The organism is Haloarchaeobius litoreus (assembly GCF_024495425.1).
Lineage (GTDB): Archaea > Halobacteriota > Halobacteria > Halobacteriales > Natrialbaceae > Haloarchaeobius > Haloarchaeobius litoreus.
Genome location: NZ_JANHJR010000004.1, coordinates 1 through 19439, shown reverse-complemented (window position 1 = coordinate 19439; position 19439 = coordinate 1). Strand labels below are relative to the sequence as shown.

21 protein-coding genes are annotated in these 19439 nt (G+C 65.8%); 10 read left to right on the top strand and 11 right to left on the bottom strand.

Annotated elements, in window-relative coordinates:
- Positions 1-102: 102 nt before the first annotated feature.
- From NOW55_RS17750 to NOW55_RS17740, 3 genes are all read left to right on the top strand, one after another.
- Entirely contained in the window at positions 103-1104 is a 1002-nt protein-coding gene (locus tag NOW55_RS17750; RefSeq protein ID WP_256401464.1) for a lysylphosphatidylglycerol synthase domain-containing protein, read from the top strand.
- 100 nt (positions 1105-1204) lie between these two features.
- Positions 1205-2071 (top strand): universal stress protein, encoded by an 867-nt coding sequence (locus NOW55_RS17745; protein ID WP_256401463.1) that lies wholly within the window; start codon positions 1205-1207, stop codon positions 2069-2071.
- Positions 2072-2163: 92 nt separating this feature from the next.
- Positions 2164-2931: an SDR family NAD(P)-dependent oxidoreductase gene (locus NOW55_RS17740; protein ID WP_256401462.1), complete on the top strand. Its 768-nt coding sequence runs from the start codon at positions 2164-2166 to the stop codon at positions 2929-2931.
- A gap of 40 nt (positions 2932-2971) precedes the next feature.
- Here NOW55_RS17740 and NOW55_RS17735 read toward each other — a convergent pair whose 3' ends face one another.
- From NOW55_RS17735 to NOW55_RS17720, 4 genes are all read right to left on the bottom strand, one after another.
- Positions 2972-3661, bottom strand: a complete 690-nt coding sequence (locus NOW55_RS17735; protein WP_256401461.1) for a LiaF transmembrane domain-containing protein — start codon at positions 3659-3661, stop codon at positions 2972-2974.
- A gap of 118 nt (positions 3662-3779) precedes the next feature.
- On the bottom strand, positions 3780-4496 hold the full coding sequence (locus NOW55_RS17730) for a DUF2270 domain-containing protein (RefSeq protein ID WP_390293805.1): 717 nt from the start codon (positions 4494-4496) through the stop codon (positions 3780-3782).
- A gap of 14 nt (positions 4497-4510) precedes the next feature.
- Positions 4511-5095: a DsrE/DsrF/DrsH-like family protein gene (locus NOW55_RS17725; RefSeq protein WP_256401460.1), complete on the bottom strand. Its 585-nt coding sequence runs from the start codon at positions 5093-5095 to the stop codon at positions 4511-4513.
- 2 nt (positions 5096-5097) lie between these two features.
- Positions 5098-5343, bottom strand: a complete 246-nt coding sequence (locus NOW55_RS17720; RefSeq protein ID WP_256401991.1) for a sulfurtransferase TusA family protein — start codon at positions 5341-5343, stop codon at positions 5098-5100.
- 318 nt (positions 5344-5661) lie between these two features.
- Here NOW55_RS17720 and NOW55_RS17715 point away from each other — a divergent pair, with 318 nt between their 5' ends.
- The 3 genes from NOW55_RS17715 to NOW55_RS17705 all read left to right on the top strand — a co-directional run bounded on the left by NOW55_RS17715 (position 5662) and on the right by NOW55_RS17705 (position 7111).
- Positions 5662-6156, top strand: coding sequence for a YeeE/YedE family protein (locus NOW55_RS17715; protein ID WP_256401459.1), 495 nt, complete (start codon positions 5662-5664; stop codon positions 6154-6156).
- Entirely contained in the window at positions 6153-6632 is a 480-nt protein-coding gene (locus tag NOW55_RS17710; RefSeq protein WP_256401458.1) for a YeeE/YedE family protein, read from the top strand. Before NOW55_RS17715 ends, NOW55_RS17710 begins: the two co-directional genes overlap by 4 nt.
- A gap of 80 nt (positions 6633-6712) precedes the next feature.
- Positions 6713-7111, top strand: coding sequence for a helix-turn-helix domain-containing protein (locus tag NOW55_RS17705; protein ID WP_256401457.1), 399 nt, complete (start codon positions 6713-6715; stop codon positions 7109-7111).
- Position 7112: 1 nt separating this feature from the next.
- Here the strand turns inward: NOW55_RS17705 and NOW55_RS17700 are convergent, their stop codons facing one another.
- The 6 genes from NOW55_RS17700 to NOW55_RS17675 form a co-directional block, all read right to left on the bottom strand.
- Positions 7113-9386 (bottom strand): amino acid permease, encoded by a 2274-nt coding sequence (locus NOW55_RS17700; RefSeq protein WP_256401456.1) that lies wholly within the window; start codon positions 9384-9386, stop codon positions 7113-7115.
- Positions 9383-9799, bottom strand: a complete 417-nt coding sequence (locus NOW55_RS17695) for a universal stress protein (RefSeq protein ID WP_256401455.1) — start codon at positions 9797-9799, stop codon at positions 9383-9385. The genes NOW55_RS17700 and NOW55_RS17695 overlap by 4 nt, the downstream gene beginning before the upstream one ends.
- Positions 9800-9846: 47 nt before the next feature.
- Positions 9847-10626, bottom strand: a complete 780-nt coding sequence (locus NOW55_RS17690; protein WP_256401454.1) for a winged helix-turn-helix transcriptional regulator — start codon at positions 10624-10626, stop codon at positions 9847-9849.
- A gap of 131 nt (positions 10627-10757) precedes the next feature.
- The gene (locus NOW55_RS17685; RefSeq protein WP_256401453.1) at positions 10758-11852 is read right to left on the bottom strand and encodes an ABC transporter ATP-binding protein; all 1095 of its coding nucleotides are present in this window, start codon (positions 11850-11852) and stop codon (positions 10758-10760) included.
- A gap of 2 nt (positions 11853-11854) precedes the next feature.
- Complete coding sequence (locus NOW55_RS17680; RefSeq protein ID WP_256401452.1) at positions 11855-12652, bottom strand: molybdate ABC transporter permease subunit; 798 nt, start codon at positions 12650-12652, stop codon at positions 11855-11857.
- On the bottom strand, positions 12636-13541 hold the full coding sequence (locus NOW55_RS17675) for an extracellular solute-binding protein (protein WP_256401451.1): 906 nt from the start codon (positions 13539-13541) through the stop codon (positions 12636-12638). Before NOW55_RS17675 ends, NOW55_RS17680 begins: the two co-directional genes overlap by 17 nt.
- 107 nt (positions 13542-13648) lie before the next feature.
- On the opposite strand from NOW55_RS17675, the gene NOW55_RS17670 reads away from it, so the two are divergent.
- Positions 13649-14338, top strand: coding sequence for a YqjF family protein (locus tag NOW55_RS17670; RefSeq protein WP_256401450.1), 690 nt, complete (start codon positions 13649-13651; stop codon positions 14336-14338).
- Between the two features lie 9 nt (positions 14339-14347).
- On the opposite strand, the gene NOW55_RS17665 is transcribed toward NOW55_RS17670, so the two are convergent.
- Entirely contained in the window at positions 14348-15109 is a 762-nt protein-coding gene (locus NOW55_RS17665; RefSeq protein ID WP_256401449.1) for a geranylgeranylglyceryl/heptaprenylglyceryl phosphate synthase, read from the bottom strand.
- A 193-nt stretch (positions 15110-15302) separates the two neighbouring features.
- On the opposite strand from NOW55_RS17665, the gene NOW55_RS17660 reads away from it, so the two are divergent.
- The 3 genes from NOW55_RS17660 to NOW55_RS17650 all read left to right on the top strand — a co-directional run bounded on the left by NOW55_RS17660 (position 15303) and on the right by NOW55_RS17650 (position 19315).
- A complete protein-coding gene (locus NOW55_RS17660; RefSeq protein WP_256401448.1) occupies positions 15303-16556 on the top strand; it encodes an MgtC/SapB family protein in 1254 nt (417 codons plus the stop codon).
- Between the two features lie 266 nt (positions 16557-16822).
- Positions 16823-18829: an SLC13 family permease gene (locus NOW55_RS17655; RefSeq protein WP_256401447.1), complete on the top strand. Its 2007-nt coding sequence runs from the start codon at positions 16823-16825 to the stop codon at positions 18827-18829.
- 264 nt (positions 18830-19093) lie between these two features.
- Positions 19094-19315: a hypothetical protein gene (locus NOW55_RS17650; RefSeq protein WP_256401446.1), complete on the top strand. Its 222-nt coding sequence runs from the start codon at positions 19094-19096 to the stop codon at positions 19313-19315.
- Positions 19316-19439: the final 124 nt, after the last annotated feature.

The following is a 19439-nucleotide window of genomic DNA, read 5'->3' as shown; positions in this document are numbered from 1 at the left end:
CCAGACCGGGCATACCCGAGAGGTGGAGCGTACCCTGAAAAAACCAGTGTCCGGACGCGGGGTGACGGCGGGTTTAACTAGATGCCCTTCTGAGACGGTGGTGTGCGCCCCGCCGTGCGGTTCCTCGTCGGTGCGACGCTGGGTGCGATAGCGATAGCCGCGTATCTCTGGTTCGTCGGTGTCGGCACCGTCGTCGGCCGGGCCGCGACGCTCGCCCCCCTGTTCGCGGTCCTCGTGCTCGCGCTGGTCCTCGCCGAGGGTGCCGCCGACGGGATCGGCGTCTGGGCCTCGCTTCGGCCGCTCAACGGTGGGCTCTCGCCGGGGAAGAGCGTCCAGTTCGCGTTCGCCGGTGACTTCTTCGACACGCTCAGTCCCGCTGGCCCGGTGACCTCCGAGCCCATCATGGCGCGGTTCTTCGCCGTCGAGACGGAGACGAGCTACAGCGAGGCACTGGGCGTCCGGGGCGTCGCCAAGTACGTGAAGTCGGGGGCGCAGCTGTTCGTCTCGACGGTTCTCGTCGCCGTGCTGCTCATGCTCGGGCCGACCCCGTCGTTCCTCCTCTACACCCTCGGTGGGGCGGTCGCGGTCCTCGTCGTCGTCGGCCTCTTGCTGGGTGCGACCCACGCCTGGTTGAGCGGTGGTATCGTCGTCCTCCTCGCACCGCCGGTCAGGTTCGTCTCGTCGCTGTACCGGGCGGAGCCGTACGACCGCGAGGACGTGGCGGCCGCCGTCGACCGGTTCTGGATGCGCGCGGGACAGTTCCGGGACGCCCCCGGGCTGGTCGCCCTCATCGCGGTCGGTGGCGTCGTCGAACAGCTGCTCACGGCAGGGGCCCTCTGGGTGGCGCTGGGTGGCATCGGGACACCGGTGGCACTGCTCCCCATCGTCGCGGTCATCCCATTCCCGCAGGCGGCCAGTGTCGTCCCCGTGCCCGCGAGTCTGGGTGCCTACGACGTGCTGCTCGGGGTCGTTCTGGGACTGCTCACCGTCGCCTCCCAGGCCGACGCGGCCGCCGCTGTGTTCGCGGTCCGGACGTTCAGCATCGGCTCCGCGCTCGCCGTCGGCGGTGTCTCGACGGGGTTCCTTCGGGGCTGGCGGCCCTGAGACGGGCTGCACGCATGTCGGGTCGCCGTCACCGGTACGGCCGGCCGCACTCCGGAGTTATCCCCGAGATTATTGTCCGGTGGGACCCAACCGTCAACCCATGTTCGAACAGATACTCGTCCCGACCGACGGCAGCGAGTGTGCGACGTCGGCGGTCGGCTACGCGGAGGACCTGGCGAGTCACTACGATGCCACCGTCCACGTCCTCAGCGTTCTCGACTCGCGCAGCGCGGAGAACGCGCCCGAACAGGAACAGAGCGGCAGTCGCGCCGAGGCCATCGTCGACGAGGCCGGAGCGGAGGTCTCGGAAGCCGACCTCCCGGTCGAACGAGCCGTCCGAAGCGGGGTTCCCTACCGGGTCATCCTCGAGTACGTCTCCGACGCCGACATCGATATCGTGGTGATGGGCACCCACGGGCGGACCGGCGTCGAGCGCTACCTGCTGGGGAGCGTCACCGAGAAGGTCCTCCGCCGCTCCGACGTGCCGGTGCTGACCGTCCGCGACACCGCCGACGGGTCGGTACACTACCCGTACGAGTCCGTGCTGATCCCGACCGACGGGAGTGCCGCCGCGGAGGCAGCTGCGGACGTTGGGCTCGACGTCGCCGGGCGGTACGGCTCACGGCTCAACGTCGTCTCCATCGTCGACGCGTTCTCGATGGGGCTCGACGTCCGTTCGGAGCTGATGACCGACGCGCTCGAGGAGGCTGCCGAGGAGGCCGTCGACAGCATCGCCGACCGGGCCGACGACTCCGTCGCCGGGGTCGAGACCGCGGTCGGCTACGGCAGACCGTACAAGAAACTGCGTCGGTACATCGAGGACAACGACGTCGACCTCGTCGTGATGGGAACCCACGGTCGCACGGGACTGGAGCGCTATCTGCTGGGGAGCGTCACCGAGAAGATCGTCCGAACCTCGCCCGTCCCGGTGCTGACGATTCGGTCCGTAGACACCGACGCGGACTGAGCCCGTTCGTCGGCGGGATCCAGCTCCCGCCGTGCGGTAACTGTCGTCTCGTTTTATTGTTCCACGAGTCGAACTACGACCGGTGTTCACAGATGTCACTACTCGATGACGAGATTGCGGTCATCACGGGCGGGAGCTCCGGAATCGGACGCGGGATCGCACTCGCGTTCGCCGAACACGGCGCGAAGGCGGTGGTCGTCGCCGACGTCCGCGAGGACCCAAAGGAGGAGGGGATTCCGACCCACGAGAAGATCGAGACGGAGACCGACGCCGATGCGGCGTTCGTCCACTGCGACGTGACGGACCGCGAGGACCTCACCGCGGCCATGGACGCTGCCGACGAGTTCGGCGGCGTCTCCATCATGGTGAACAACGCGGGCGTCTGGCGTGCAGAGGACTTCTTCGACGTCAGCGAGGAGGAGTACCGCTGGTTGATGGACATCAACCTCTACGGCGCGTTCTTCGGCTCGCAGGTCGCAGCGGAGCGCATGGTCGAGGGCGACGGGGGCAGCATCATCAACATCTCGAGCATCGCCGGCCTGTTCGGCAACGGCAACTGGCCGACGTACTCGGCCTCGAAGGGCGGTCTCACGATGCTGACGTACTCGCTCGCCCACACGCTCGCGGAGCACGACATCAGGGTCAACGCCATCCATCCGGGCGGCATCGAGACGAAGATCGGTGGCGACCAGGAATCCAGCGAGGAGGAGGCCGCGGTGTTCGCCCAGCAGGTCCCGCTCGGGCGGTACGGCCAGCCCGAGGAGATCGGCGGCGCGGCGACGTTCCTCGCGAGCGACCTCGCGAGCTACATCACCGGCGAGTCGCTCGTCGTCGACGGCGGCTGGACGAGCTGGCGGTAGCCGGTCGGTTCGCCCGAAGAATATCCCGGGTGCTGTGGACTCAGTCCTTCACTTCGATGCCACCGAACGCGGTGAAGCCGCCGACGACGAGGTCGACCTCGTCGTTGACGGTCTCGGAGCGGCGACGGGAGTCCTCGGCAGCACCGAGGACGGGCAGGACGTCCATCTGGACGTTCCAGTCGCGGGGAACGATGACCTCGGCAGCACCGAACAGCGCCACTGCGTTGATGCGGGCCGGCCGGTCGGTAATCTCGGCGTCGCGCAGGTCGATCTCCGCGGCACCGAAGAGTGCGGTGAGGTCGGCTCCGGTGAACGCCTTCGAGGTGTTCCGTCGCTCGACGCCACCGAAGGCCGCGAACATCGACGTGTACGCGTCCTCGGTGGGGACGGTCTTCGCGCGGTAGGTGCCGAGGATCACCGAGAGGCCGAACGCGATGACGAGCACCGGCCAGAAGACGATGACGTCGTCGACGGTCGCGAGGTCGAGCGCGACGGCCTGCCAGGCTGCACCGATGGTGACGAGGACGACCGGACCGACGATGTTCCGGAGTCGGCTCTGGACCAGCGCCCAGAGGCCGACGACGACGAACAGCGACGGGGCGTACAGCAGCAGGTCGGTGGTCGGGAACAGGCCGGTCGTATCGAGCAGGAGCAACGCTCCGAGGACGACGACGAGTGCCCCGAACAGTATCTGGACGGACGGAAATCTCCGGGTTGAAGTGGTGCTCATGGTTTAACATACGCGAGATGATAAGATAACGTCGTGCTATCTGTCTCGGGGACTGAGAACCGGGAGAGCCGCTGACCCGTCTCGGATCGTGAGTCGGTGGGGGTCGCCTCCCCCAGTCTCACTTCCGGAGGTCCTCGAACCGCAGCTCGCCGCGAGCGTGCCAGGTCCGGGGTCGGAAGGCGACGAACAGTGCGCCCGCGTAGAAGACGGCCACGAACAGGGCGACGGTCGAGCCAGGTACTGCGCCCACCCTGGCGGTGGCGAGCCAGGAATCCGTCGCGAACGCCGTGATGCGGACGGCCCAGGCGACGAGCAGGAGGCCGAACAGCGGCAGGTAGATGCGGCGCAGACGGTGTGCGATGGCCTCCTCCGTCGTGATCTTCAGCGTCGGCCGGCGGTAGTCCTCGGCGAGCTCACTCCGCCAGTCCCGATTGGTGAGTTCGATATCCGGGTCGAGCCCCTTCGCGAACACGTTCTGCTGGAGCGACCGGGCCCGAGTCCGCCAGATGTCGTACCCTCGGTAGCGGCGCGCCTCGACGACGAGGAACACGGTCAGGGTCGCGATGCCGATGAGTATCACGTAGTGCGGGGTGTCCGGGGACGAGAACGACCACGTCAGCAGTGCGGAGATGACGACGACGGCCCAGTTCGTCGTCCGGTCCAGTCGCTCCCGCCAGAACTTCATCCGGTGTATCTCGCCACGGTAGAGGTGGGCCATCGACGAACTCGGACCCATCTCCTCGTCGAGCAGCCCCTCGCCCACCATGGGGTCGACCGCTGTCTCTCGGTCGGTCTCGGCCTGCTGCGTCCGCTGGTCGGGGGAATCCTGTGTCATAAAGCGGTGGTCGTTCAGACCAGGAGCTGGATGTCGGCCTCGGCCATGTCCTGAATGGCCGTTGCGGCGCCGACGCCGGTGGTGACGCCGTCGAAGAAGTCGTCCTCGTCGTAGTCCATCAGGTCGATGGTCATCTGGCAGGCCTGGAACTCGACGCCCATGTCGAGGGAGGTGTCGATGAGCTCCTGGATGGTTGCGGTGTCGTTGTCCGCGATCTGCTTCTCCATCATCCGGGTGGTCACGCGGTCCATGCCCGGCAACGCGCCGATGGCGTTCGGGACGGGCATGCTGGGGTTGCCGACGGAACTCAGCTGGAGTTTCTGGGACTTCTCCTTGTGCAGGATGTCGAGGCCCCAGAACGTGTGGAACACGGTGACCTCGTAGCCGAACGCGGCTGCGGTGCTCGCGAGGATGAGCGGCGGGTACGCCATGTCGAGGGTCCCCTTCGTCGCGATGATGGACATCTTCGGGGTGTCGTCGGCGTCGTCAGCCTCGACGTCGGCGAGTCGGTGCTCGAGCTCCTCGACCTGTGCGGCCAGCTCGGCACGTGACGGTGCCTCGCCGTCGGGCTCTGCGGTGTTTGATGTGTCGGTCGACATGATCACTCGGTCTTGCGCACGTAGTGCGTGTAGAGGCCGTCGCCCTCGACCTGGTCGACGAGTTCGACACCGGGTGTCGAGTCCGCCCAGCCGGCGAGGTCGCTCATGCTCCCGGAGTCAGTCGACAGGACCTCGAGCACATCACCGGCTTCGAGGCCGTCGATGTTCTGCTTGGTCTTGACGACCGGCATGGGGCAGTTCTGTCCTTTCACGTCGAGCGTCTCGGTGGTTTCGTACTCCGTCATGATATTGCCTTCACCACCCAATACTGGTGGGCCACTAAAAAGCGTGTCGGTAGCAGTTCGTGTTCTGGACACGACTACCAGTGGTTAGGTATGCGTAACCAGTTACTTGAACGCTTTCGATGCAGGTCTGTCTAACCGGTATTGTGCGCCAGAAGAATTACTATGCAAAGTCTTATCTGTGCGACCGCTGTAGTTGGAACCGACAATGACAGACGGACGGTACACCGACCGCTCGGCGGTCGGCGACCACGGACCGGGCATCGACGGAGGCATCGTCCGGCGAACCGACACCGGAGACGGCCGGAGAGGTGTCACCGCGAGATGACCGAGCTCACACCGTTGCTCGCACTGGGCGACCTCTTCCCGCGCGGCATACTCCCGTATGCCGTCGGTGGATTGCTCGTCGGGTTGGGTGCAACCATCATCTACCTCTCGACGGGCATCATCGCGGGTGCGAGCACGTTCCTCGAGTCCACGCTCTCGTACGTCTCGGACGTGGACCGGTTCAACCGCTTCAAGTACGTCCAGTCACGCGACTGGCGGCTCGTGTTCACCGCAGGTATCGTCAGCGGCGCGGCCATCTGGGGGCTCGTGCTCGACCCCGGTATCTGGACCACCGAGGTCCAGTGGTGGCGGCTCCTCGGCGGCGGCTTCCTCGTCGGCGTCGGAACCCGCCTCGGCAAGGGCTGTACGTCCGGGCACGGCGTCTGTGGCGTCGGCTCCCTGTCGAACACCTCGCTCGTGAACGTCGCGACGTTCATGGCCTTCGCTATCGGGACGGCACAGGTCGTGATGGCACTGGGGGTGAGCCCATGAGCTCAGCCGAACGGAGCCCGCTGTTCCTGCCCGCCATCTACGTCGGCGGGCTGGTGTTCGGGCTCGGACTCGCCATCAGCGGGATGGCTCGACCCGAGGTCGTGCTGGACTTCCTCCAGTTCCAGGACTTCGGACTGCTGTTCGTGATGGGTGGAGCGGCGGTCGTCACCGGCATCACGTTCTTCGTGGCGACGACGTTCCTCGGCCGTGCACCCATCACCGGCGACGAGTACAAACGCCGCGTGAAGTCGTTCGACCGCAACGTCGTGATCGGCGGCTCCATCTTCGGCGTCGGGTGGGGGCTCTCCGGGATCTGTCCCGGCGCGGCCTACGCCAGCCTCGGGATCGGCAACTACCCCATCCTCTGGGCCATCGCCGGGATGTTCCTCGGCGCGTACGCCCAGGGCTACTGGCGGTCCGCGCGGTCGGCGGACGCCACGGAACAGGAGGCCGACCACGCCACGTCGCAGGACTGAACCGCCCGAATTCGACACGTTCGACAGTATTGTGCCGGATTTGCAAACACTTTTGAGTGGGCAACTCCTATGTACATCAAATGGCTAACTCGATGAGCGAGATGCTCCGGCAGGACATGTACTGCGAGGGTCTGCTGGAGTGTTTCCACGACCTGAAGGGTATCGACAAGGAGATCTTCCGGCTGCTGAACGAACAGGAGGACGCGCTCACCGTCGACGAGATCGCCGAGGAGATCGACCGCGAGCGCTCCACCGCGTACCGTGCGGTCCAGCGCCTGCTCTCGGCGGGCTTCCTCCAGAAGGAGCAGATCAACTACGACCAGGGCGGCTACTACCACGTCTACCGGCCGCGCGACGCCGAGGAGATCGCCCAGGAGATGCAGCGCATGCTCAACGACTGGTACGCGAAGATGGGCAACCTCATCGGCGAGTTCAGCGAGAAGTACGCCGACGGCGAGCCCCAGGCGGTCGAGAGCTGAGCTACTCGCCGAACAGTCTCACGACGAAGCCCTTCTTGCGGGAGCGTTCTGCCAGCAGCACGGAGCAGGGCACGTCGTCGACGACGTCCAGCACGAGCGAGCCACGCAGGAGTCGCGAGAGCAGCCCTTTCTCGGTCGCACCGAGCACCAGCATCGTGCTGTCCGCGGCGGCCGCCTCGATGACCGTCTCGACGTCGCCGCTCTCGACGATGAGTTCCGCGTCCGAGAGGCCGTGACTTTCGGACCAGGATTCGAGGAACTCGGTCCCGGCGTCCACGTCGTCGGTGACGTGGAGGAGCTTGACCGTCGAGCCGTACTCCGCCTGTAGGAGCTTCGCGACCTCAGCGGAGAGGTCGGAGTCCGGTCCGCCCGCCGTCGGGACGAGGATCTCGGACGGGTCGAAGCCACGGTCCTTGAGGACGATGAAGTCACACGGCAGGTTCTCGGTCAACTCGTCGACCGCAGTCTCGACACGACCCGGCGAGCCGTGGGTGTCGCCGTCCCAGCCCATGACCACCATGTCGGCGTCGTGGGTCTCGGCGGCGTCGAATATCTGCTCGAACAGCCGGTGGGAGAGGATGGTGTGGGTCTCCACGTCGACACCGAACGTCTCCGCGTCGCGCTTGGCCTCGTCGAGGATACCGTGGTAATCCTCCTCGAACACGTCGGGGTTCTCCGCGGCGTACTCCAGCGAGGTCTGGTCCGGGGCCTTGACGATGTGGACCGCGTCGACGGTCCCACCCTTCTGCTTCGCGACGGCGCTCGCGAGCGTGATGAGGTCCTTCTCGGTCTTCGGGTTCGCGAGGGGGACCATCACGCGGTAGTCGCCCCCCGCGCCTTCGCCGTCGGGCTGGACGCTGCTGGCGGCCGAGACGGCGGGGTCTGGTATCTCCTCGGACCGCGAGAGGATGTACTGCGAGAGGATACCCTTCTTCTGGGTCTTGGTTCTGGCGTAGAGGAAGTACCAGAGGAGCCCACCGACCACGAACAGGACCGCGACCCCGATGTACTCGGGGTCCATGAACGCGATGAGACCGAACGACGAGAGTGCCCCGACAATCGGAACGAGGGGGTACATCGGCACCTCGAACTCGGGGTCGTACTCCGGGGTATCCGACTGGCGCATCACGATGAGTGCGATGTTGAGCAGTCCGTACACGATGAGGTGGAGGACGCTGCCGGCCTTCGCGAGAACCTCGACGTTCCCGAGGACGACGAAGCTCAGGATGATGCCGCCCGTGACCGCGATACTCCGGTACGGCGTCGCGAAGCTCGGATGGATCGCGTTGAGCTTGTTCGAGACGAGCTTGTCACGCCCCATCGCGAAGTTGATGCGGGAGGATGCGAGGATGCTCGCGTTCGCGCTCGAGGCGGTCGCGAGCAGCCCCGCGAACGTCAGGAGTCCGATACCGAGGCCAGCGATGCCGTAGGCACCGAACGCGATATCGGCGACGTCGAGCACGGGCGTCGACGTGAAGTCCGGACCCAGCTGGCGCCAGTTGATGACGCCCATCAGGACGACCATGATGATGGCGTACATCACGGTGACGATGACGACGCTGCCGACGACCGCCAGCGGGAGGTTTCGGCCGGGGTTCTTCAGCTCCTCGGCGACGGTCGTGATCTTCGCGAAGCCCAGGAAGGAGACGAAGATGAGGCCAGTCGCGGGGAGGATGGCGGTCGCGCCGCCGGTCTCCGCCGGGAAGATCGGCCGGAGCGTCGAGAGGTCGGCCTGGAGGAAGCCGAGGATGGAGAACACCGTGAGGATACCGACGAGCAGCGTGACGATGACGATTTGGATGCTCCCGGTCTCCTTCGCGCCCACGTAGTTGATGCCGATGAACAGGGTCCCGGCGATGAGGGCACCGATCTGGAACGAGGAGAGCGCAATGGGTCCGAGTGCGAGTTCCGGGAGTGCGATGAGCGTGTTCAGGTACTCGCCGAAGCCGAGGGTGTAGAAGGCGCTGGCGAACGCGAGTCCCATCCAGTTCCCCCAGCCGGCGATGGAACCGAACAGCGGCCCCAGTGCGTGGTTGACGTAGTAGTAGCTCCCGCCGGCCTTCGGCATCGCAGTCCCGAGCTCGGAGGCAGACAGTGCGGTGAACAGCGAGATGACGCCACCGACGACGAACGAGATGGCAACGGCGGGTCCGGCGGCTTCTGCCGCCTGTCCCGGAAGGACGAAGATACCGGCCCCGATCATCGTCCCCACGCCGATGGTCAGCGCGGAGAGCAGGCCGAGGTCCTTCGCGAGCTCCTCGTCGCCGTCTGTCATTCCTCAGCCTCCTCCGGGAGCGCGATGACTGGGATTGGCGATTCGGTGATGAGCCGGAGCGAGTGATTTCCCGAGAGGAACCGGACGATTCGGCCCTGGTCACGTGGCCGGAACACGATTGCACTCGCGTCCAGGTCGGTCGCGACTTCGACGATGCCCGCGACCACGTCGCGACGGTACGTCACGGCGTCTTCGGCGTCGGGGAAGGTCTCCCGGAACGTCGCGAACGCGTCCTCGGCGATCTCCTCCGACTGTTCGACGGGTGTCTTGTCCGGGACACCCTCGCCCTTCTCGACGACGTGCAGGACCGTCACGTGGTCCAGTTCGTACGGTTCGAGGGCGCTCGCTGTCCTCCGTGCGTCCGATTCGTCCGCGACTGGAACGACGACTGATTCTGTGAATGACTTGCTCATTGGTCCGCCTCTGTCCGTATCGTCGGTCTCGTTGCTCGTCGGTCCGTTCACCCGTCGACCGCCTCCGTTCCGGTGCCGCGGAACGTCTCCAGTGTGCGCTCGTCGGTCGGGCTCCGGGAGAGCACGGTAACGATGTCGTCCGGCTGGACCACCGTCTCGCCGTGCGGCGTCAGCTCCGACTCGTCGCGTTCGATGCCGATGACGAGGGTGTCCGAATCGAGGATTCCCTCGGCGCTGGCCTCCTCCAGGCTCTGCCCGACGATCGGCGCGCTCCCGTCGACCGTGATCTGGACGATGTTCGCCTCGCCGGTGAGGCTGATGACGTCCTCGGGGGCCCGGGCTTCGCCGTCACCGTCCGGGTCGAACGGCGCGTACGGGCTGAAGAACTCGTCCTCGACGAGGTCCTCGTCCTCGATCTCGATGCCGAGCTGGGAGAGCTTCCGGGCGACCCGCTGCAGGTCGCCCGTCGTCTCCCCGACAGCGACGACGTGGAGGTTCTCCCGTCCCGTCATCAGGGTCCTGACGTTGATGACGCCGGGGATGGCGCGGGCCCGGTGCGCGAGAGCTTCGCGCTCCGGGACGGGAACGTTGCAGAGGTAGAGGTTGGTGAGGTTCCCGCCTGCGCGCTCGAAGTCGATGTGGGCGTTGTAGCCGCTGATGATACCCGCCTCCTCGAGGTTGCAGATCCGGTTCCTGACTGTCGCCCCGGATACATTGACCGTCTCGGCGATAGCTGCCGCCGTCGTGTGCCGACTCTCACGCATGAGCGTGTAGAGGATGCGGCGGTCGATGTCGTCCAGACGGTACTGGGTGTCGTCCTGTGGCATATGGGAGTTCGGCCGACGGATTTCGGTTCTACAAGCGGACGGCGTCGGGAATTCACTTAATGCTTACTAGAGCAGGCACGAATTGCGGAATTAGAACTCGAACAGCCGACAGGTCGGGTGCGCGCCCTCCCTCACTCGATGAGGTGCACGTCCCTCGGTGAGACGGCCAGCGAGACGCTGTCGCCCACTTCGAGGGCGAGGCGGTCGACCGTCGTCGGGGGAACCGTCGCGGTCAGCTCGACCTCGCCGGTCGAAGCCCGCCCCGTACTTCTCTCATGCGGGATCCCGTCGCCCGTCGCGACGACGACCCGGTACTGGTCCCCCTCGTTCACGAGGCGACGGACCGTGCCGTGGAGGCGGTCCCGACGGCAGTCCGACCCTGCCGAGCGACGTTCGAGCTCGAAGCGTGCGGGGTGGACGCTGATGGTGACTGTCTCGCCGGTTTCGATTCCTGCCTCCGAGCCGTCGACGGTCGTCGAGAGCTGCCCCGCCCCGACGCCGAGCAGGAGCCCGTCCGCCCCAGCCTCGACGACCCGGGCGTCGAGGACGTTCTCGCTGCCGGTGAACCGGGCGACGAACGGCGTGGCCGGTCGCTCCAGCACTGCCGAACTCGGGCCGATCTGTTCGAGCTGCCCGTCGTGCAACACCGCGATGCGGTCGCCGAGGGCGCTCGCCGTCCGCTGGTCGTGGGTGACGTAGACGACCGGGATGTCGAGCGAGTCGAACAGATCGTGGAGCTCAAGGCGGAGCCGTCGTCTGATGGGGGCGTCGAGGCTCGAGAGCGGCTCGTCGAGCAACAGGGCGTCGGGGTCTGCGGCGAGCGTGCGGGCCAGTGCGACCCGCTGTCGTTCGCCGCCGGAGAGTGCCCGAGGCGTGCGGTCCAGCACGGCGTCGATTTCGAGCAGTGTCGCCAGCTCCATGACTCGCTCCGTGGCGGACGCTGCGTACGCGATGTTCTCGCGAGCGGTCATGTGGGGGAACAGCGCGCCGTCCTGGAACACGACACCAGTCCCCCGGGTTTCGGGTGGCCTCCCGGTGAGGTCGCGACCATCGAGGGTCACGCTCCCACCGTCCGCGTCGACGATGCCCGCAACGGTCGACAGGAGCGTCGTCTTCCCGCTGCCCGACGGGCCGAGCACCGCCAGCACCTCCTCGCCGACCGTCAGGTCCACCGGCCCGAACGTGAAGTCACCGTAGCGCGTTTCGAGGGAGTCGAGTTCGAGCATGGTCAGTCGAGGGGGTTGGTGCCGAGTGCGTTCAGGACGACGAGGCTGACGACCGCCACCCCGAGGAGGACGACGGCGACCGGGAACGCCTCGGACAGTCCCGCGGTGCTGAACGAGACCCAGATCTGGACCGGCATCGTCCGGGGGTAGTACGCCAGCATGATGGTCGCGCCGAACTCGCCCATCGCCCGGGCGAACCCGAGGGTGACGCCGGCGAGCACACCCGGCCAGGCGATCGGGAGCGTCACCCGTCGGACGGTTGTCGCCCGACTCTTCCCGAGCGAGCGAGAGGCGGCCTCCAGCTGGTCGTCGACCCCCTCGAACGCCGCCTTCGCCGTGACGACGATGAACGGCGAGGCGACGAAGGTCTGTGCTAGTACGACACCCGCGAACGAGCGGGTGAGCGGGAGCCCACCGGTCGCGGCGAAGCCCCCCAGAACGGTGTCCGGTCCCACGACCGTCAACAGCACCATCCCACTGACGATCGGTGGGAGGACCAGCGGCAGGACGACGAGGGCGGTCAGCAACGTCTCGGTCCTTCCCTCCGTCCGGGCCAGCCAGTACGCGAGGGGAACGCCGAACAGAGTCCCGACAGCTGTACTCACGCCCGATGCCGCCACGGAGGTCGTCATCGCTCCGACGACGTCCGGGTCGTCGAGCCGTGAGAGCACGACGTCCGGTGGCTGGCTTGCCACGAGCGAGAGAACCGGCAGGACGTAGTAACAGAGCAACAGCGCCCCGAGTACGGTCGCGACTGCGAGCCAGTCTGGCCCGCGTGCCGTCTCAGCTCGCGACGCCATCCGGGGGCTGTCCCGTGTACCGGGGGTACGCTTCGGGGACGGTGAACCCGAACTCCGTCAGGTAGCCGTCGCCGATCAGTGCCTCGAAAACCGCGTTGGCGGCACCGGACTCGTGTCGCAGCGTCGCGGCGTAGCTGATGGGAGCGCCGCTGACGACGGTTCCGTCCGGCAACTCGTAGCTCGTCGACCCGTACTGGTCGGCCAGCGACGGGTCCCCGAGGTCGATCGCCGCGGGCAGGTCGAGGAACGCGTAGCCACGGTCGACCGCCATGCTCCGGTAGGTGAAGGCGGCGTCGATAGCGCCGGTCTCGAACTGGCTCACGAGCTGTGTCTCCGGGTAGAGCTGCGCGGGGTCCGGTATCGCCGCTCTGAGGTCCGTCTCGGTGTCGTAGTGGTCGTTCGCGAGTTCGAGCGCGAACAGCGTCCGGTAGCCGAGCGGGTCCAGGTCCGGGTCGGTCCGCCCGAGCGAGACGTCGCCGTCGAGCAGTGGCTGCCACCAGCCGTCCGTACCCGCAGCAGCGACCCGGCGGCCGCCTTGACTGTCCGCGTCGTAGGCGAGGACGAGCGAGTTCGTCGCGAACTCGGCGTACCAGTCGGGTCTGAGGGTCGACTCGAACAGCGCGACGTCCGCGACGGCGACGATGTCCGGGTCCTTCTGCCCCTCGGCGACGAGCCGGGCGACCCGTGCGGAGCCGTGGGATTCGACGGTGACGCGCTGGTCCACCCGCTCGCGGAGGCCGTTCTCGAGTGCGTCGTTCAGGCTCCCGGCCGCGAGCACCGACACCGCCGACCCACCGCCGAAGACGCCGCTGCAGCCCGCGAGCCCGGCCGTCGTCCCCGCCACCCCGGCGAGAACCACCCGCCGCCGGAGTGTGCCTCCCCTCGTCATGGCCTCACCTCGGGGGGGTCGACCAATAAAAGTATCTCACGGGAGGGCGGTGCTGGCCTCTCCGGTTTAGGAGAGGAGTTTTCCACGCACGGTCCCAACTGGCAGATATGCTACCACTGGCGATGGGCTGGCGGAACCTCCTCTTCGACAACTACCCCGTCGCGCCGGACGTCGTCGATGCCCACCTCCCGGACGATCTCGACGTCGACACGTTCGACGGCGACGCGTGGCTCTCGGTCGTTCCCTTCACGAACGTCGACGTCCGTCCGAAGGGCGTCCCCGAGGGATGGGGGATGCCCCTCCCAGAGCTGAACCTTCGAACCTACGTGACCTGCGACGGCGAGCCGGGTGTCTACTTCTTCAGTCTCGACGCGCAGGGTGTCCTCGGCGTGACCGGCGCTCGCCTCTTCCACCACCTGCCGTACTACTACGCCCGCATCTCGCTGGACGGTGTCGACGGCAAGGTTCGGTTCCTGAGCAGACGGCTCCACCCCGGAGCCCGACCCGTACAGTACGAGGCGACGTACTGGCCGAGCGGCGAACCCTTCCGGTCCACCGAGGACTCCCTCGCCCGGTTCATGGTCGAACGGTACCGGTTCTACACCCAGGCCCCAGACGGGTCGATCATGTACACGAACGTGGACCACGATCCGTGGACGCTCTACCCGGCCAGCGTCGAGGTACAGACGAACACGCTGTTCGCCGCGAACGGCTTCGAGACACCCAACACCGGGCCGGTTCGCTACTACAGCCCGGGAATCGACGTGACGGCCTCTCGTTGCAAGCGGTGGGAGTGAGCGCCCTCGTCAGGGGAGCGTGTCGAGGAACCGCTCCGGGTCGTCGTGGAAGCAGTCGCCGACGACGACCGCGTCCGCGCCGGCGTCGAGGATCTCCCGCGTCTGTCGCTGGCTCGTGATGCCGCCGCCGTAGAGCAGGACCGTCTCGTCGAGGTACTTCGCGGCGGCCGCGACGTCCTCTGTCCCGCCGTAGGTTCCCGAGTACTCGATGTAGAAGATGGGGAACCCGTAGAACGACTCGGTGGCGAGTGCGGCCCCGGCGACCTCGTCCGGGCTGTACGTCGTCTCGACGCCCGAGACGGACGCGGCCTTCGAGTCGAGGTTCTGGATGACGTAGCCCTCGCCGACTATCTTCTCCGATATCTCTGCGATGGCCTCCCGACCACGTGATGCGATGAACTCACCGACGACTGGCAGTCCCGTGCCGACGACCTCATCTGGCCTGTTCCCGATCTCGGTGAAGAACTCCACGTGCTTCGTGACGAAGTTCTCCCGGTCGCCGTTGTACACCGCGGGTACCGAGAGGTAGTCGGCGGAGTCGACCGTCTCCGTCGAGACGTGACCCGAGCTGTACGGTTCCTGGAACACGGGGAGCTCGGGGAATCGCGATTTGATGCGCTCGATCGCGTCGAGGGAGTTCTCCCGTGTCACGCCGTCGGACCCGCCGACGATGACGAGGTCCGTCCCGCCGAGGATGGCGAGGTCCCGCGGGAGCTGCTCCGCCGGGTCGACCTTGGTGACGTGAGAGATACCGCTCCAGTCGAGTGGCATGATAGCCCGTGTTGACCGTTCTCGCCCTTGATTCCTCCGAAGTTGGACCGGTTCCGTTCCGCCCATGATTCTGGCAGCGTGGGTGGACGTCCACCTTCCTCGGTGGACGGAAAATCAGGACGAGGGTACTAGTCGTTCAATAGCTCGTCCCGTCCCTATCGTTTGACAATCCACTGGCTGGAAAGGCTACACAATGGTCGATCCTACCACGGGTCCGCTCGCGGAGACCATCTTCCATCTCCTGCTCGCGGCTGGCCTCGGGGCACTCATCGGTCTGGAACGGGAGCAGAGCGAGTCGGGCGGGTCCTTCGCCGGGAGCCGGACGTTTCCACTGATCGCGCTGTATGGGGCGCTCGTCCAGGGGTTCTTTCCGTCCGCACTCCCGCTCGCTGTGGGAACGCTCGTCGTACCACTCACCGTCGCGTACGTCGGAAAAATCTGGTACGAGGGCGATATCGGCCTGACGACGCTCGTGGCAGCCCTCGTCACAGTCATCCTCGGTGCGATGGCGATGCATTCCGACCGCGGTGCGATTATCGCGATTGTCGTCGGCGGGGCCGTCACAGTACTGCTCTCCGTGAAAGATCCGATACACGAATTCGCCAACCGGATCGAGGAAAGCGAACGGCGGGCGTCGGCGAAGTTCATCCTCGTCGTCCTCGTCGTCCTCCCAGCGCTCCCCGACCGTTCGCTCGACGTCCTCTATGGACTCAATCCGAGGTTCATCTGGTTGATGGTCGTCTTCGTCACTGGTCTCGGATTCGTGGCGTACGTGCTCGGACAAGTGCTCGGTCCCGAACGAGGGATCGCCATCACGGGGATCGTCGGTGGGTTCGTGTCGTCCACGGCAACGACGGTCTCGATGGCGGAGAAGACGACCCGGAACGCGACGCTCTACCACGTCTGCGCATTCGCGGTCGTCACCGCCTCCATCGTGATGTTCCCCCGAGTGCTCATCGAGATTGCGGTGGTCAACCCCGACCTGCTCTCGAGCGTCGCACTGCCGCTGGGAGCGATGACCGTGGTCGGTGCGGTTGCTGCCGGGGTGTTGTACTGGCGGACTGCGTCCGACGAGACGGTCGAACCGGAAGAGCTCAAGAACCCTTTTCGCCTGCGGCCGGCGCTCCTATTCGGGAGTATATTCGCAGCTGTGTTGCTCGTCTCCGAATACGCAAACGAGTGGTTCGGAGCGTCGGGTCTGTATGCGACCGCGTTCTTCTCCGGACTCGCCGACGTCGACGCGATGGCGATCACGTTGAGTCGGCTCGCAGCCGAAGGGGCAGTCTCGACAGAGGTCGCCACGACGGGGATCGTCATCGCGGCGATCGCAAACACCGTGGTCAAAGGCGCGTTAGCCTGGATTCTCGGCACCCACAGGCTGGGCAGGCTCGTGTCGATCGTGCTCGGTCTCGTCGTCCTGATCGGTTTGGCTTTTCTCGCCGTGTGACCCGTCCTGGGACCCACGGACGGTCCCGTCGAACGTCGTCTCGCAACGTCACGTCGGGTAACCTACCTCGCTTCTCCCCCCGTCATCGTGTGAACAGCACTCATTGGAGTTCGACGGTTGTCTCTCGCCCTGGTACCAGTCACCTGTCCCTCGAACCACGTATTCGGTGGATGCTCAGACAGCTGTGGATCCATATAGAGGGAGGAGGGGTGGTGAACCCAAGTTCTATGGCCCCATCCGAGCAATCCTTCAGAGAGAACTGATAAATGAGTGCTGCCCTCGCCTCCTTCTCTTTGAGCACCGGATTGCCGCTACAGATACTCCCTGTGCAGCTTCCAGTCTCTCTCGACGTGGTCGTCGTGCTGGCCATCATCACCGCCGTCTTCGTCCTGTTTTTCACCCAGCCGGTACCGATCGACGCCACCGCGGTCGGCCTCGTGGTTACACTCATCCTCCTCGGTGAATGGACTGGCGTGTCGCCGGAACAGGGCGTCTCGGGGTTCTCGAACCCAGCGACGCTCACCGTACTGGCGATGTTCGTCCTGAGCGAAGGCGTCCGACGGACCGGGGTCATCCAGATCCTCACGCGGAAACTGGTCGCGTTCGCCGGGGACGACGAGTTCCGGCAGTTGCTCGCCACGGTCACGCTCTCCGGGCCGCCGGGCGGGGTCGTCAGCAACGTCTCTGTCGTCGCCGTGTTGATACCTGCGATAATGGACCTCGCTCGGCAGACGAAGACCTCGCCGTCCAAGCTCCTGATACCCCTGTCGTTCGCCTCGATGCTCGGCGGCATGCTCACCGTCGTCGGGACGATAACGAACCTCCTGGCGAGCGAGGTGTGGGTCCAGGTGGGCGGCCCCGACGCGCAGCCGTTCGGGTTGCTCGAGTTCACGCACCTGGGCGCCATCGTCTTGCTCGTCGGAATCGTGTACCTGCTCACCATCGGTCGATACCTCACCCCCGCACGGATCAAGCCGGCGGAGTCGCCAACCGACGCGTTCGGCATGACCGACTATCTCACCGATGTCGTCGTCATGGAGGACTCGCCGCTCGTCGGGTCCCGGGCCGGGGAACTGAGCGAGCGGGACCTCGATCTCGACGTGTTCCAGATCGTTCGTGGCAATCGGACGCTCACCCGTGGTCTCGGATCGGAGCGGATCGAGACCGGCGACGTTCTCTCCGTCAGGGCCGACCAGGAAACCCTCCAGGAGGTCCTTGAGCAGGACCACGTGCAGCTGTTGCCGGAGGTCATGGAAGCGGCCGCGGAGGACGACGCGCCCCTTCCGCCCGGCTTCTCGCCACGGCGTCACGGCCTGGAGTCGCCCGACGAGGAGCACGGCGGCTCTCTCGCCGAGGACGAGGCGTCTAGCGAAGACACGGAAGCGGACGGCGACGAGACGGCCGAGGAAACCCCCGACGAGGAGATCGAACTCACCGAGGTCGTGCTACTGCCCGGCCCGTGGTCGAGTCGGCGCAGCGGTGTGGGGGACTTCGAACGCGACTACGACGTGACAGTCCTGGCGATCCGCCGTGGCGACGAGGTGATCCGCCAGCGACTCCGTGAGGTCCGGTTACAGGCGGGCGACGTCATCCTCGTCCAGGCGCCCGACCAGGTGCTCGACCGCATCGCGAGGGACACGAACGTCGCCATCGCGAGCGGGGACGGCTGGGAGGACTTCGACCGGTCGAAGATCCCCATCGCGCTGGGAATCCTCGGCGGTGCACTCGGACTCGCAGCACTCGATGTCCTCGGGCTCATGACGAGTGCACTGACCGGCGTCGCGGCGATGTTCTTCACCGGCATCCTTACGCCCGAGGAGGCGTACGAGGCGATCGACTGGGAGGTGATATTCATGGTGGCTGGCGTCATCCCACTCGGTATCGCAGTCGAGGCCTCGGGCACGGCGGACCTCATCGCCGACCTCGTCGTTTCCGTCAGCGTTCTCCTCCCCGTGATTGCGGTTCTGGGGCTGTTCTACCTCGGGACGGCGATCATCACGGAGATGATCAGCAACTCCGCCAGCGTCGTGTTACTGTTGCCGATCGGGGTCGAGGTCGCCGGTCAACTCGGCGCCAACCCCTTCGCGTTCGTCATGGCCGTGACCTTTGCCGCCAGCACACCGCTGCTGACCCCCGTCGGCTACCAGACGAACCTCATGGTCTACGGACCAGGCGGGTACAAATTCACTGATTTCGCACGCGTCGGTGCACCGTTACAGTTGCTCCTGACTTTCGTCACCACAGCCGGCATCGTCTATTTTTGGGGTCTCTGAGCGATGTCGGCTACTGCCGTGGGTGTTCACCTGCACCATCTACGCCCGGGGTAGTGGGGAACTCGCTACGATATCGCGACGTCCACTGCTACTCTGGGAAGGTGGTCCCCCATCATCGAAGTTCGTCGGCCGAGATGTTACGATTCCAGATTTTCCCACGATGACACGTCGGCCCGAACTCACACTCGACCGAGAGGCGACTCCGAGGGGAACGATTCATATCGTTTGCAGCAATCTGAAACTAGTGAGGATTGTTACCGACCGATGGAACTGAAACCCGTCTTCTCCAAGCATCCCTACGCCACGATGGTCACAGCTGTGTTTCTAGTTTCCATCGTGATAACCACGATGTACTACTTTCGCTTGATCTCCGGCGTACCGGAATCCCGGCCGAAGTTGGACGGGTTACTCACGACGACAGTGATTCTCCTGGTGACGACGGTCGTGAGCTGGGTCACGGCATTCGTTATGAGGCCAGGCGACTGACATCCTCCCCGCCCTAAAGGGCGAGGATTCCCGAGCGTTGGGATATTAAGGTTCGCAACTCACCTGTTCCCTCGGGTGGAACGATCCTGAGGTTTGATTGAACAAGCGAACTGCTGGCCGTGCC